13 protein-coding genes are annotated in these 13,770 nt (G+C 68.2%); 9 read left to right on the top strand and 4 right to left on the bottom strand.

The window, feature by feature from the left end; all coding sequences use genetic code 11:
• The first annotated feature begins 88 nt into the window (after positions 1 to 88).
• The 3 genes from ftsZ (at position 89) to BLS81_RS06655 (ending at position 5,174) form a co-directional block, all read left to right on the top strand.
• Complete coding sequence (gene ftsZ / locus BLS81_RS06665; protein WP_093222429.1) at positions 89 to 1,540, top strand: cell division protein FtsZ; 1,452 nt, start codon at positions 89 to 91, stop codon at positions 1,538 to 1,540.
• A gap of 224 nt (positions 1,541 to 1,764) precedes the next feature.
• Positions 1,765 to 3,993, top strand: coding sequence for an SPOR domain-containing protein (locus BLS81_RS06660; RefSeq protein WP_093222426.1), 2,229 nt, complete (start codon positions 1,765 to 1,767; stop codon positions 3,991 to 3,993).
• A complete protein-coding gene (locus tag BLS81_RS06655) occupies positions 3,990 to 5,174 on the top strand; it encodes a deoxyguanosinetriphosphate triphosphohydrolase (RefSeq protein WP_256326106.1) in 1,185 nt (394 codons plus the stop codon). Before BLS81_RS06660 ends, BLS81_RS06655 begins: the two co-directional genes overlap by 4 nt.
• Before the next feature lie 138 nt (positions 5,175 to 5,312).
• Here BLS81_RS06655 and BLS81_RS06650 read toward each other — a convergent pair whose 3' ends face one another.
• The 3 genes from BLS81_RS06650 to BLS81_RS06640 form a co-directional block, all read right to left on the bottom strand.
• On the bottom strand, positions 5,313 to 5,447 hold the full coding sequence (locus tag BLS81_RS06650) for an entericidin A/B family lipoprotein (protein WP_069205119.1): 135 nt from the start codon (positions 5,445 to 5,447) through the stop codon (positions 5,313 to 5,315).
• A 321-nt stretch (positions 5,448 to 5,768) separates the two neighbouring features.
• Positions 5,769 to 7,370 carry a sensor histidine kinase gene (locus BLS81_RS06645; protein ID WP_093222421.1) on the bottom strand — a complete coding sequence of 534 codons (1,602 nt, stop codon included), beginning with the start codon at positions 7,368 to 7,370 and terminating at the stop codon, positions 5,769 to 5,771.
• A 4-nt stretch (positions 7,371 to 7,374) separates the two neighbouring features.
• Positions 7,375 to 7,536 (bottom strand): NepR family anti-sigma factor, encoded by a 162-nt coding sequence (locus BLS81_RS06640; RefSeq protein WP_256326105.1) that lies wholly within the window; start codon positions 7,534 to 7,536, stop codon positions 7,375 to 7,377.
• Positions 7,537 to 7,772: 236 nt separating this feature from the next.
• On the opposite strand from BLS81_RS06640, the gene BLS81_RS06635 reads away from it, so the two are divergent.
• From BLS81_RS06635 to BLS81_RS06630, 3 genes are all read left to right on the top strand, one after another.
• On the top strand, positions 7,773 to 8,576 hold the full coding sequence (locus BLS81_RS06635) for a response regulator (RefSeq protein ID WP_093222416.1): 804 nt from the start codon (positions 7,773 to 7,775) through the stop codon (positions 8,574 to 8,576).
• 61 nt (positions 8,577 to 8,637) lie between these two features.
• Positions 8,638 to 8,784, top strand: a complete 147-nt coding sequence (locus tag BLS81_RS20700; protein WP_176787061.1) for a hypothetical protein — start codon at positions 8,638 to 8,640, stop codon at positions 8,782 to 8,784.
• Between the two features lie 93 nt (positions 8,785 to 8,877).
• Complete coding sequence (locus BLS81_RS06630) at positions 8,878 to 9,522, top strand: sigma-70 family RNA polymerase sigma factor (RefSeq protein ID WP_093222952.1); 645 nt, start codon at positions 8,878 to 8,880, stop codon at positions 9,520 to 9,522.
• A gap of 19 nt (positions 9,523 to 9,541) precedes the next feature.
• Here BLS81_RS06630 and BLS81_RS20345 read toward each other — a convergent pair whose 3' ends face one another.
• Complete coding sequence (locus tag BLS81_RS20345; protein ID WP_176787060.1) at positions 9,542 to 9,730, bottom strand: hypothetical protein; 189 nt, start codon at positions 9,728 to 9,730, stop codon at positions 9,542 to 9,544.
• Between the two features lie 74 nt (positions 9,731 to 9,804).
• On the opposite strand from BLS81_RS20345, the gene BLS81_RS06625 reads away from it, so the two are divergent.
• From BLS81_RS06625 to BLS81_RS06615, 3 genes are read left to right on the top strand one after another with little or no spacing between them, the layout of a single operon-like run.
• Positions 9,805 to 12,492 carry a bifunctional [glutamine synthetase] adenylyltransferase/[glutamine synthetase]-adenylyl-L-tyrosine phosphorylase gene (locus BLS81_RS06625; RefSeq protein ID WP_093222414.1) on the top strand — a complete coding sequence of 896 codons (2,688 nt, stop codon included), beginning with the start codon at positions 9,805 to 9,807 and terminating at the stop codon, positions 12,490 to 12,492.
• Complete coding sequence (locus BLS81_RS06620; RefSeq protein WP_093222411.1) at positions 12,479 to 12,949, top strand: peroxiredoxin; 471 nt, start codon at positions 12,479 to 12,481, stop codon at positions 12,947 to 12,949. Before BLS81_RS06625 ends, BLS81_RS06620 begins: the two co-directional genes overlap by 14 nt.
• Positions 12,946 to 13,743 (top strand): ferritin-like domain-containing protein, encoded by a 798-nt coding sequence (locus BLS81_RS06615; RefSeq protein ID WP_093222408.1) that lies wholly within the window; start codon positions 12,946 to 12,948, stop codon positions 13,741 to 13,743. Before BLS81_RS06620 ends, BLS81_RS06615 begins: the two co-directional genes overlap by 4 nt.
• Positions 13,744 to 13,770 lie beyond the last annotated feature (27 nt).

Raw genomic sequence — 13,770 nt, 5'->3', positions numbered from 1 at the left:
CGGGCTGGAACCGCAGCATTCGATGGTGCAGGATAGTTAAGCGTATAGCGTGCCAAGTGTTGTGGGGAGGCGCGCAGGAGACCGTAGAATGAGTATCGAATTTCTTGCGCCCGAAGTGGATGAACTCACGCCGCGGATCGCGGTGATCGGCGTCGGCGGGGCTGGCGGCAACGCCATCGCCAACATGATGCGCGCCGATGTGCAGGGCGTCGATTTCTTCGTCGCGAATACGGATTCGCAGGCGCTGAAACAGTCCAGCGCGGAGACCAAGATTCAGCTTGGCGCGAAGATCACCCAAGGCCTCGGCGCGGGCTCCCGGCCCGAGATCGGCCGCGCGGCGGCTGAGGAAACGATCGACCAGGTCGCCAAGCTGCTCCAGGGTTCGCATATGTGCTTCATCGCCGCCGGCATGGGCGGCGGCACCGGCACGGGTGCCGCGCCCGTCATCGCCAAGGCCGCGCGCGACATGGGCATCCTGACCGTCGGCGTCGTCACCAAACCGTTCGCGTTCGAGGGCAACCGCCGCGCCAAGAGCGCCGACGCAGGCATCGAGGAACTCCAGAAGTACGTCGATACGCTGATCGTCATCCCCAACCAGAATCTGTTCCTCGTCGCCAATGCGAACACCACGTTCAAACAGGCGTTCGAGATGGCCGACGAAGTGCTCCAGCAGGGCGTACGCGGCATCACCGATCTGATGGTGATGCCCGGCCTCATCAACCTCGACTTCGCCGACGTTCGCTCGGTGATGCAGGAGATGGGCAAGGCGATGATGGGCACCGGCGAGGCCGAGGGCGACAACCGCGCGATCGAGGCCGCATCGAAGGCGATCGCCAACCCGCTGCTCGACGGCGTCAGCATGAAGGGCGCCAAGGGTGTGATCGTTTCGATCACCGGCGGCGACGACATGCGCCTGCTCGAAGTCGACGAGGCCGCGAACCACATTCGCGAGCTGGTCGATGAGGACGCCAACATCATCTGGGGTTCGGCGTTCAATCCCGAACTCGAAGGCAAGATCCGCGTCTCGGTCGTCGCCACCGGCATCGAAGCCGAGGCGCAGACCGCGCCACCGGCACCTGCGTCGCGCTCGTTCAGCTTCGGATCGACCCGCGCGGCCGAGCCGGTCGCCGCCGCGCCAGAGCCGGCGCCCGCTCCCGTCGAGCCGGCGCCGCGCGCCGAAACGCCGACACCGCGGACCGAAGCGCCGGCGCCCGCGCCGGCAGAAGCCGATGAACTCATCCTCGGCAGCGACACCCAAGTCCCATCGACGCCCGCACCGGCACCCGCCGCGCCGTTGGTGTTCGGCGACGACGCGGGCGAGCCCACCGAGGCTCAGGGCCGTCGCCGCTGGCTCTCGTCGGGCAATGCGCCCGAGGTGGCCGCGACCGAGCCGACCCCGCCGGCACCGCGTGTGAAGCTCGGCGGCACGCTGTTCGAGCGCATGTCGAGCGTGTCGCGCGGCGCGGCGCGCGAGGACGAAGGTGCCGACAAGGACGCCGTCGAGATTCCGCGCTTCCTGCACCGTCAGAACAATCAGTGATGTGACGCGCGGCGCGCCCTTGCCGGCGTGCCGCGTCGTCCGCGCGAACCGGATCGTCGCAATACAGCTCCTGTTCAGTCGCATTTGCGCTTAGGTGCGGCTTGTTTCCAATTGCGCTTTGCCAGCGGTTCGTGTCGAGCGAGTCGGGACGCCGGGCATGGCGCTTGGGCACGTCCCCGGGTGCGCTCGGGACGAACGGAGCAAATGGTGCAATTCGCGTGAAAATGATGACCGGCACTGCCCGCGTGCGACGATTCCGTTCCTTCGCGCTGGCGCTTGCGCTCGCGTCCACCTCGCCGCTCGCCGCGCAGTTCATCCAGCCGCTGCCCGCGCCCGGCGATGCCGATGCGCTCGCCGATCAGGTGCGCGCGCTCGCGTCCAACCCGCAAGACCTCAACGCCCTGATCCGCGCTGGCGAACTCACGCTCAAGCTCGACGATCCCACCGCCGCCGCCAGCTTCTTCGCGCGCGCCGAGCGAATCGATCCGCACAATGCGCGCATCAAGGCGGGGCTGGGCGTGCTGCTGGTGCAGGCCGAGCGCCCCGGCGAGGCGCTGCGTCGCTTTTCGGAAGCCGAAGGCTATGGCGGCCGCGTCGCCACCTTCGCGGCCGATCGCGCCCTCGCCTTCGATCTGATCGGTGAGCAGGAGCGCGCGCAGCGCGACTATCGCCTCGCGCTCAAGAACGGCCCGAACGACGAGACGACCCGCCGCTACGCGCTGTCGCTCGGTATTTCGGGCAAGCGCGACGAGGCGCTCGCCTTGCTCGATCCGCTGCTGCGCAAGAGCGACCGCGGCGCGTGGCGCGCGCGGGCCTTCATCCTCGCGATGAGCGGCGAGAAGGCCGATGCCGAGAAGATCGCGACCACGATGATGCCGGCCGGCCTTTCGCAAGGGCTGCAGCCGTTCTTCGATCGCCTCGCCGCGCTGTCGCCGGTCGATCGCGCTTTCGCGGTGCATTTCGGCGAGATCCGCCCGTCACCGGTGCGGATCGCCGACGCGCGCCTCGTCCCCGCGTTGCCGCCGCTCGGCCCGGACCCCGATGCGGTCGAGCTGGCGGCCGCCGCCAAGGCACGCGAGAAGCCCACACGTGTCGAGGAGGCCAGCCCGGCCAAGCCGGCCAAGCGCAAGCGCGGCCGTCGCGAGCCGGTCCAGCTCGCGGTACAGACGGCGCCCCCGCCCGTGGCGCTGCCGTTGCCGGCTCCCCCCGCCTATGTCGATTCGACGGCGGCGCGTCGCACCGCAACCGCGCAAAACGGCTATTACGTGCAGCCGCTGCCGACGCCGCGCGCTTACACGCCGAGCCCGTATCGGCCGAACACCTATACGCAGAACACATATTCATCCGGTAACAGCGCGGTCGCCCAGGCCAACCGTGCGTCCGCCGCCGCGACGGCCCAGACCGTGCCGGCGACCGAGACCCGGTCCGTCACCGCGCCGCCGGCGCGCGCGACCGAGACGCATTCGTATCAGCCGGTGCGGCCGGCGGGCGGGCGCGTGATGCCGCTCGCGCCGTTGCAGCCCCAGCCGCTCCCGTCTGCGACGGTACCGGCCCCGCGTGCGCCGGCGCCGGTGTACGTGCCGGCCACGCCGCCCGCCGAAGCCGTGACGCGTGTGGATGCCACGCCAGCAGGCGCATCGACGAGCAGCGCGCGTGCGCAACCCGCCGCCGGGGCGAGCGTGACCGCCGTGCCGACGCCCGCCACCGCCAGTCCCCGCGCGCTTAGTCCAGCCACCCCGGCTCCGGCGGTGACAACGCCGGCGCCGGTCCAGGACGCCCGTAGCGCGTCGGTCAACGCCGTGAAGGCGCAAGGGGAGGACGCGATCCTGTCGGGCATCGTTGCGAAGATCGGCGTACCGGGCGCCGAACTCGGCGTCGCTCCTCTCGTGAGGCCCGCGCCCGCACCGATCGCGACCGCCGAACCGGTGAAGGCCGCGCCGGTCGAGATCGCCAGGGTCGAGCCGGTCCACAAAAAGCCCGACGCGCCGGTGATCGACGAAAAGGCCGAAGCCAAGAAGAAAGCCGACGCCAAGGCCGCCGAGCTCAAAGCCGCCGCCGACGCCAAGAAGGCGGCGGACGCGAAAAAGCTTGCCGACGCCAAGAAAGCCGCTGACGCGAAAAAGGCCGCCGAGGCCAAGAAGCTCGCCGAGGCGAAAAAGAAAGACCCCAAGATCCTCGAACCCTCGCGTGTCTGGGTGCAGGTCTCGGGCGGCGCCAATGAGCACGATCTGCCCAAGCAGTGGAACAAGCTGCGTGCCGATCAGCCGGCAGTGTTCAAGGGGCGGCAAGGCTGGTCGACCCCGCTCCGCGCCACCAACCGTATCCTGACCGGCCCGTTCGCGTCGGAATCGGAGGCGCAGGCGTTCGTCAACAAGCTCGCGAAGGAAGGGCTGTCGGGCTTCCTCTTCACGAGCGATGCCGGCCAGAAGATCAGCAAGCTGCCCGCCAAATGAGCATGCGCGTCGGGGCGCAGCCGCTCGCCTTCCTCGCTTCGGACCCGGCGCACAGCCGTGGCCGGCTCCACTCCGAAGCGGGTGGCGATCTGCGCGGCCCGCGCGACGCGTTCCAGCGCGACCGCGACCGCATCATCCATTCGATCAGTTTCCGCCGGTTGCGCCACAAGACCCAGGTGTTCATGGCGCCCGACGGCGACCATTTCCGCGTCCGCCTGACGCACAGCCTCGAAGTCGCGCAGATCGCGCGGACGATCGCGCGCGTGCTCGGCCTCAACGAGGATCTCACCGAGGCGCTCGCGCTCGCGCACGATATCGGCCATCCTCCGTTCGGCCATGCGGGTGAGAAGGCGCTGAGCGCCGCGCTCGCGGAGGCGGGCGGGTTCGACCATAATGGCAACACCTTGCGCGCGCTGATGTGGATCGACAGCCCCTATCCGCGCTGGCGGGGCCTCAATCTCTCGTGGGAGACGCTGGAGGGGTTGGCCAAGCACAATGGGCCGATCACCCGTCCGGGCTGGGCACTCGCCGAGGCTGATGCGATGTTCCCGCTCGAATTGGGCCAATGGTCGTCGCTCGAGGCGCAGGTCGCCGCGATCGCCGACGATATCGCCTATGACAATCACGATATCGATGACGGCCTGCGCGCCGGGCTGCTCACGCTCGATCAGTTGCTGGAGGTGCCGCTGGTGGCGCGCAACTGGGCCGGGGCCTGCGCGCGGTTCGAGGATGTCGCGCCCGCGCGGCTGACGGGCGAGCTGATCCGCAGCCAGATCGGCGTGATGGTCAACGACCTGATCGCCGAGACCCAGCGCCTCGTTGCCGAACATCGCGTCGAGAGCGCCGCGGATGTGCGCGCGGTGGGGCGCTGCCTCGCGGCGTTCTCGCCCAAACTGCGTGAGGAGGAGCGCGATCTCAAGCGCTTCATGTACGCAAATCTCTATTATCATCCGCGCCAGCTCGAAGCGGCGGACGCCGCTGAGAAGATCGTCGCCGGGCTGTTCGCCGCCTATCGCGACGCGCCCGATCTGATGCCCGCGGAATGGGCGACGCGGTTGCCTGCGGAAGAGCCGTGGCGCAGCCGCCACATCGCGGATTTCATCGCGGGGATGACCGATCGTTACGCGGCCTCGCGCTATCGCGAGTGGGTGGGGCAGATCGATTTGCCCGACGGGTTCTAGCGGGGGCGGGAGCTCTCGGCGCGTCCCGCCGCGCGCGGTCCGTATTCGTCCGCTTGCGCGCGGACGATAGTCCCAGCCAATCCGGACCGGTTTCGCCGATCAAGGATCGCGAAACCGTCCGGCGGCACGGGGCGAAACTTACTTCGTGTCGTGTGCGGTCTTGGCGACGGCGTCACCCGCCGAGCTGACGTCCTTGCCTGCGCCTTCGACCGTGTTGCAGGCGCTGACGAGCAATGCACCGGCGACCAGCGCCAATCCGACGAGCTTACGCATTTGAGTATCTCCTGACCTCTGGAAGAAAACACCTTCCGTTTGGATAATGATCGGCGGCACCGTCCGTTCCGTGAGAAGAACGATTTGGGCGGCTTGCCATCAGTATCAAAAGGTCAATGCCCCAAAACGATTGTGGGTCTGGAAGCGCCACCGGGGGGGGGGAGGGTGGCGCTTCCAGACCCGTGTCTTGGATAGCGAGAGCGGGGGGGGCATAAAGTCGCTATCCGAGGTGTAGAACGTCGCTTGTCAGATCGGGTTCCGGGGGCGCCGAGAAAAAAGCGATTCATTAAAAGGGTTTTGTTCGCGCTCTTCGCAAGCCGATCAGTCGCGGCCGGTAATCGCGACCGCGATCTCATAAGCGCCGACGAAGGGATCGTAATGCAGCTTCGATCGCAACTGACGCGACAGGCCCTCGATCACGCGGCCATAGCGTTCGGCGATCAGCGTCTGCAACGCGTCGCCGTCGATCAGGCCCGGCGACACGACGCGCAGGATCGCGCGGTCGGGCGTATCGCCCTCGCGCACCGAGATGCGGATCGGCGCCGACGGGTTCGACGTCATCGACAGCTCGACGATCTCGGTGACGAGGAAGGATATCGCGATGGCGATGTCCTGCGTCGCCAGCACCGGCGCGATCTCGATCGCGATGCTGAGCTTGGTCGCTCCCTCCGGTGCCGTCGCGCGGATGTTCGAGGCGAGTTCGCCGATCACCGAACGCAGCGACAGGCCGCGATTGACCTCCAGTTCGGCGAAATGGTGGCGATGCACCACCGCCAGCGCATCGACGCGGCGCTGGATCGACGCATAGGCGGCGGTCGCCTCCGCGCTGCGCGCGCCGCGCGCGTGGAAGTTGATGAGGCTCGAGATCACCTGAAGGTTGTTCTTTACGCGGTGATGCACCTCGCGGGTCAGCTTGGTCTGGCGCACCAATCCTTCGGCCAGCCCCGCCTCATGCTCGGCCACGGTGCGGCTGATGGCGCGGAACGTGTCGCCCAGTTCGCGGATCTCCTGCGCGGGCAGCAGCGTGATCGCGTCGGGGTTGATCTCCTCGCCGGGGGTGAACGAGGCGACGCTGGCGCGCAGGCTGCGCAATGGGCGGATCAGCAGGCGATCGACCACCAGCCAGGCGATGCCGGCGGCGGCGGCCCACATCACGATCGGCAGCAGCATCGCGATCAGCACCGGCGAGGTGATCGGAGCGCTGCGCGCGCGCGTCTGCAAGACGAGGTCGCCGATGCCGAGATCGATGCGGAGCGTGCCGCGCCGTTCGAGTGCTTCGCGCGGCGGCAGATCGAACAGCGTCAACGTCTCCCCGCCGCCGAGGATCTGCGCCTCATAGTCCGGTGCGAAGGCGCTCGGCTTGGCGGTGCGCGCGAGGAAGGATGCCGGGAAGAACGCCTCCGCATGCGTGCGGCCGCGATTGCCCGAGGTCGCCCCCGAGATCGCCAGCGTGACGCCGCGCCCGGGAATCACCCGCGCGGCGATCGGCTCGGCGCGTGAGGGTTTGACGGAAATGCCGTCGGGCAGGGCGGCGCCGCAGATCGGGCGGCCTTTCGCATCCGAGATCACGAAACGCGACCCGCTCGCCACCTGCGGTGCGAACACGCCCTGCGCGCGCGCGCAGCTCGGCGCGTCGGCGGCGTCGGTGTCGAGCGCGTTGAGCGCGACCCGAAGTGCCGTCATGTCACCGATCAGTTCGATGCCGACCTTGCGCGCGCTCTCGACCGACGCGATCCGAAGCGCCGCACGCGTGCTGTCGTCGGCGATCTGGGTGGTGCGCAGCGAAGCGAAGAAGGCAATGATCGCGAGCGGCAGCAGCGCTGCGCTCAGGATCAGAAAGACCTTGGCCCCGGTCGGGAGACGCTCGGCGAGGCGGCGCTGCTCCGTCGGACTGGCCGCGGATGCGCCGGCTTCCTGGTCCATGACGTCAGTCGAGCTTGCCCAGAAGATCGAGCATCTCGGGCGGGATCGTTTCTTCGACCGTTTTCTCATATACGCTGCGAAGGGCCGCGCCCATGTCGCGATCCTTGCTTTGTACCTTCGCACGCGCGGCCGGCGGCTTTTTTGAAGACTCGTCGCCCGAACGCAATGTCGTCCCCTTTGGCATCCGGCAACGCCGGGTTTTCGAAACATGGCCAGCCGGTTTTCGGCTGGAAGCGGTGGTTAGTACACGTCGTGTAGCGGCAATGAAACCAAAGAGCGCTTTGATTGTTCCACCTGCGATGCGAAAAAGCCGGGGCGTCGTTTTCCGCCCGTTTCGCGTTGCATTGCCGACCCCGCGCTTCCAGAAGGGGCGGCCTTATCTCACGGAGGACAACGACAGTCATGTCGCTAGGACAACAGCTCGCACCCCATCTCCCTTTCCTCCGGCGTTATGGGCGCGCACTGACCGGCAGCCAGGCGCAGGGCGATCGCTACGTGCGCGCCACGCTCGAGGCGATCGTCGCCGCGCCGGCCGAATTCCCCCGCGATGTCGATCCGCGGCTCGGGTTGTACCGCATGTTCCAGGCGATCTGGACCTCGGCGAATTATGACGAGGCCGCCGACGAGGCGAATGTCGATCCGCAGGCCGATGCCGAGGCGATCGCCCGCGCGCGCCTCGCGCGGATGACGCCACTGTCGCGCCAGGCGCTGTTGCTCACGGCGATGGAGGGCTTCACGCCCGAGGACGCCGCCTATCTGATCGACGTCGATGTCAATGAGGTCGAGGCACTCGTCGCCGAGGCGCTCACCGAAATCGAGAAGCAAACCCGCAGCCGCGTCCTCATCATCGAGGACGAGCCGATCATCGCGATGGATATCGAGACGATCGTGCGCGATCTCGGCCACGACGTCACCGGCGTCGCGGTAACGCGTGACGAAGCGGTGGCGCTCGCGATGGAGGATCGCCCCGGCCTTGTTCTCGCCGACATCCAACTCGCCGACGACAGCTCCGGCATCGACGCGGTGAAGGACATTCTCGCCGAGTTCTCGGTTCCGGTGATCTTCATCACCGCCTTCCCCGAGCGGCTGCTGACCGGTGAACGGCCCGAGCCGACCTTCCTCATCACCAAGCCGTTCCAGCGCTCGACGGTGAAGGCGGCGATCAGCCAGGCGCTGTTCTTCGATTCGGCGACCGTACCGGCCTGATTTTTTTACGCGGGTTCCAACCAGTACGGAGCCAAAACGGTTTTCGTCGGTTGAAACCCGCATGGCCCAGGAAGAAGACCCCACCGAGATCAGTGGAACCGAGGCGCGCAGTGGGGCGACCCCGCACGTCACGCGCTATGTTCTGGGTATATCCTTGATTCTTGTCATCGTGCTGTTTGCGATCGTTCTGCTATGGGGCGGTCGTTAGGGCCAGTTCCGTGCGGGATTGGCGCCTGAACAGTGGATGGACTTTGCACGCCCCCATCACCATGTTGTGTACCGGGAATGGAAACGGATGTTGATGACTGACGCTCGCGATACCGATGACGAGGAAGCCCCCGCCGCGGTGGAGCACGTCGCGCTCTCCGATAAGGACTTCAAGGCGCAGCTCGCGCAAGTGATCCCGCATCTGCGCGCGTTTGGTCGCTCGCTGTCGGGCAGCCGCGATCTCGCCGACGATCTGGTGCAGGAAACGCTGATGAAGGCGTGGGCGGCGCGCCAGCGTTTTCAGGCGGGCACCAACATGCGCGCCTGGACCTTCATCATCCTGCGCAACCTTTATCTCTCGCAGATGCGCCGCGCGCGCTTCAAGGGCGAGTGGGACGATCTCGTCGCCGACCGGATTCTCGCCGCGCCCGCGAGCCAGGATCGCCACGTCGAGCTCGGCGACATGCAGCGCGCGTTGCTGCATCTGCCGCAGCCGCAACGAGAGGCGCTGATCCTGGTCGGCGCGGGTGGCTTCGCTTATGAGGAAGCGGCCGAAATCTGCGGCGTCGCGGTCGGCACGATCAAGAGCCGCGTCGCGCGCGGCCGCGTCGCGCTCGAGGCGCTGATGAGCGACAATAGCTTGCCGTCGCGCCGCACCCACAGCAACGAACCCGGCATGACCGCGCTTGACACGATCATGGGCGAGGTCGACGATCTGAGCCGCGATCGCGACGCCTGACCGACGGGCGGCCGTTCGTTCAGATCCGCCGCATCATCTCGTCGGCATGATCGATATGATGAAGCAGCATGATGAAGTCGCGCTCGTCGGCGGGCGCTTCGAACGCGCAGCGAAGCGCGCCGCTGATCGCGTCGCTGCGGCGCGGGGTCGGGATGGCGAAGCGCATCGGCGTCGCGGTCCCTGTGGTATGGTTTGACTTCATCGTCATGACGATAAAAACCAATCAACAGCGAATTTGTTGCTTTCCGCCACGAAACGGCAACATGAAACCGATGGCGTAACATGCAGGACACGGTTCGAGCCTCCAACGTCATCGATGCGCTCGGGCGTGCGCGCGCATATGCGCCGTATCTGGCGCTGTCGCTGCAGCGCGAACCCGATCTCGCCGAGCAGTTCGCCGCAGGCGTGCTCCCAGCGCTCGATGCGGTCGCGGTGTCCGAAACCGGCTTGCCGATCGCGACCCGGCTGCGCCGCGAGCGGCGACGGCTCGCGCTGATTGTCGCGATCGCCGATCTCGCCGGCGTCTATGATCTCACGGGGGTGACCCACGCGCTGAGCGATTTCGCCGATCGCGCGCTCGACGCCGCGATCCGCGCGGCCATCGCCGAACGCACGCCCGAGGCCGAGCCGCGCGGCTTCGCGGCCATCGCGCTCGGCAAACAGGGGAGCCGCGAACTCAATTATTCGTCCGATATCGATCCGATTCTGATCTTCGATCCCGCAACGCTGCCGTGCCGCCCGCGCGAGGATGTCGGCGAGGCGGCGGTGCGCATCGCGCGGCGCGTGGTCGAACTGCTCCAGGCGCGCGACGGCGACGGCTATGTGCTGCGCGTCGATCTGCGGCTGCGCCCGTCGCCCGAAGCGACCCCGATCGCGCTGCCCGTCGATGCCGCGATCTCCTATTACGAATCGCTCGCGCTTCCGTGGGAGCGCGCCGCGTTCATCCGTGCGCGCGCGGCTGCGGGCGACCTTGCGTTGGGCGCGCGCTTTCTCGGCGCGATCCAGCCGTTCATCTGGCGGCGCGCGCTCGATTTCGGCACGATCGGGGAGATTCGCGGCATCTCGCGCCGCATCCGCGATCATCATGCGCGCGGGCAGGCGTTTGGCGCGGGCTTCGATCTCAAGCGCGGGCGCGGCGGCATTCGCGAGATCGAATTCTTTGCGCAGATTCACCAGTTGATCCACGGTGGGCGCGATCCCGCGTTGCGCGCGCCGGCGACGCGCGATGCGCTGGCTGCGCTCGCGAACGCCGGCCGGATCGGCCGGGACGAGGCAACGACGCTGTCGGAGGCTTACGTCCTGCTGCGCACGCTCGAGCATCGCGTCCAGATGGTCGAGGATCGTCAGACACATCACTTGCCGCAAGGCGATGCGCTGGACGCGCTCGCGCGCCTGCACGGCCTCGGCGACGGGGCGGCGCTGCTTGCGCTGCTACGCCCCCATGTCGCGCGCGTTGGCGCCAGCTACGACGCGCTCGACCCACCCGAGGGCGATGCGATGTCGTTCGATGCCGCTCACCTCGCCGCGCAACTGGCCACTGCCGGTTTCGTCGATCCGGCCGCGGCGGCGCGGGCGATCGGGCAATGGCGCGCGGGCACCTATCCGGCGCTGCGCAGCGAAGCCGCGCGTTCGGCGCTGGAGGCGGTGCTGCCGGGGCTGATCGAGGCGCTGGGCCGCGCACCCGATCCCGGCGTCGCGATCGCGCGGCTCGACACGATGCTCTCGCACCTGTCCAGCGCGATCAACTTCTTCCGCTTGCTGGAGGCGCGTCCCGCGCTCGCGCGGCTGCTCGCGCTGATCCTCAGTCATGCGTCCACGCTCGCGGATGCGCTGGCGCGCCGGCCCGAACTGATCGACGGGCTGATCGACGCGAGCGCGCTCGGCCCGGTCGGCGATGTCGCCGCGCTCGCCGCCGAAATGCGCGGCGGCAGCGATTATCAGGCGCGGCTCGATCATGTCCGCCGCATCGTCGGTGAAAAGCGGTTCGCGCTCGGCACGCAGATCGTCGCGGGCGTCAGCGATCCGCTGGAGGTGGGGGCCGGCTATGCGCGCGTCGCGGAGGCGGCGATCGAGGTGCTGGCGGCGGCGACCATCGCCGAGTTCGTCGCCGCGCATGGCGTGGTGCCGGCAAGCGAACTGGTCATCCTCGCGTTCGGCCGGCTCGGCGGGGGCGTGCTTACCCATGCGTCCGATCTCGACCTCGTTTATCTCTTCACCGGCGATTACCGTGCCGAATCCGACGGTCCCAAGCCGCTCGGCGCGGTCCTCTACTACAATCGCCTCGCGCAGCGCGTGACGAGCGCGCTGTCCGCCGCGACCGCATTCGGGCCGCTCTATGATGTTGACACGCGGCTGCGCCCGTCGGGGACGCAGGGGCCGCTCAGCGTCTCGCTCGACGGCTTCGCGCGCTATCAGCGCGAGAGCGCGTGGACATGGGAGCATATGGCGCTCACCCGCGCGCGGCCGGTGTTCGGCTCTCCGCAAGCGCGCGGCGCGGTGACGGCGGTGATCGACGCGGTGCTGCGCGGCGAGCGGCCCGAGCGCGATGTGGCGGCTGAGGCGCGGGGCATGCGCGCCGAAATGGCCAAGCACAAGCCGCCGACCGGTCCGCTCGACGCCAAGCTGCTCCCCGGCGGCCTCGTCGATCTGGAATTCGCGGTCCACATCCTCCAACTCACCCGGCGTACCGGCTTCGATACCGATCTCGGCCGCGCCATCGCCGCATTGGTGGGGCAGGGGCTCGCCCCGGCGGGGCTGATCGCGGCCGAACAGTTCCTCACCCGCCTGATCGTGACGCTCCGGCTGGTCGCACCCGATGCGGAAACGCCGCCGCCGCCGACGCAGGCGCTGATCGCCCGCGCGCTAGGCATGGCGGATTGGGATGCGGTGGTTGCCAGCTTCGCCGCGACCCGGCAGGAGGTCGTCGCATGTCTGGCCAGCGTGGCGACAGGAGACGATGATGGCGATTGAACAGGGTGACGCGCTCCCCGATCTCGAACTGGCCGGCGCGGACGGCGCGGTGCTGCGGCTGTGCGACAAGGTCGGCGCGCCGTTCGTGCTCTATTTCTATCCCAAGGACGACACCACCGGCTGCACCCGCGAAGCGCAGGACTTCAGCGCGCTCTTGCCCGACTTTCGCGCCGCCGGCGTCGAGCTGCTCGGCGTCTCGCCGGACACGCCCGCAAAGCACGCCAAGTTCGCCGCCAAATATGATCTGACCGTGCCGCTCGCCAGCGACGAGGCGCATCTCGTGATGGAGGCGTTCGGCGTGTGGGTCGAAAAGAGCATGTACGGCCGCACCTATATGGGCGTCGAACGCGCGACCTTCCTGTTCGCCGCCGACGGCACGCTCGCGCAGGCGTGGCGCAAGGTGCGCGTCGCGGGCCATGCCGAGCAGGTGCTGGCGGCGGCGCGGGCGCTGGGGTGACCCTGCCGAGCGTCTCCGCCGCGATCCGCGAGGTGTTGGAGACCGCCGATCCAGCGGCCAAGGTCAAGCGCGCGCGTGCCACCGCGCGCGGGTGGCGGCGCGGCCAATTCGCAAGCGTGGATGGCGGCGCGATGCCCGATCGGCCCGCCCGCCCGGCCGAACCCAAACTGCTCGCCCCCAATCGGATGCCGAGGCGCGGCAAGGGCTCGCTGCACGGCCGGATCGCCCTGCTGCACGCGCTCGCCCATATCGAGTTCGTCGCGATCGATCTCGCCTTCGACATGGCCGGCCGGTTCGGCGCGCGCTTCGCGCCCGAGTTCACGACCGACTGGCTCGCGGTCGGCGCCGACGAGGCGATGCACTTCGCGCTGATCGACCGCCGCCTGCGCGCGCTCGGCAGCCGCTACGGCGCGCTGCCCGCGCACGACGGATTATGGGAAGCGGCGCTCGAAACCGCAGCCGATCCGCTCGCGCGGCTCGCGATCGTGCCGATGGTGCTGGAGGCGCGCGGCCTCGACGTAACGCCCGACATGATCGCGCGCGCCGATGCCGCCGGCGATAGCGCTACCGCAGCGATCCTTCGCCGGATCTTCGCCGATGAGATTCGCCACGTCAGGATGGGAACCAAATGGTTCGAATCCGGTTGCGCCGACCGTGGCATAGCCCCCGAACCTTATTGGAAAGAGCTGCTTTCGCGGCATTTCCGCGGGGAACTGAAACCGCCGTTCAACGACTCGGCGCGCGACGCAGCCGGTTTGACGCGTGATTACTATCAGGCGCTTGCTACCGCATAACAAAGCAGGGCAGGTGTTGTGCGTCCG

Source organism: Sphingomonas sp. NFR15, assembly GCF_900103265.1.
GTDB lineage: Bacteria > Pseudomonadota > Alphaproteobacteria > Sphingomonadales > Sphingomonadaceae > Sphingomonas > Sphingomonas pollutisoli.
The sequence above is the reverse complement of the archived record's forward strand: the minus strand, read 5'-3'. Positions and strand labels throughout refer to the sequence as shown.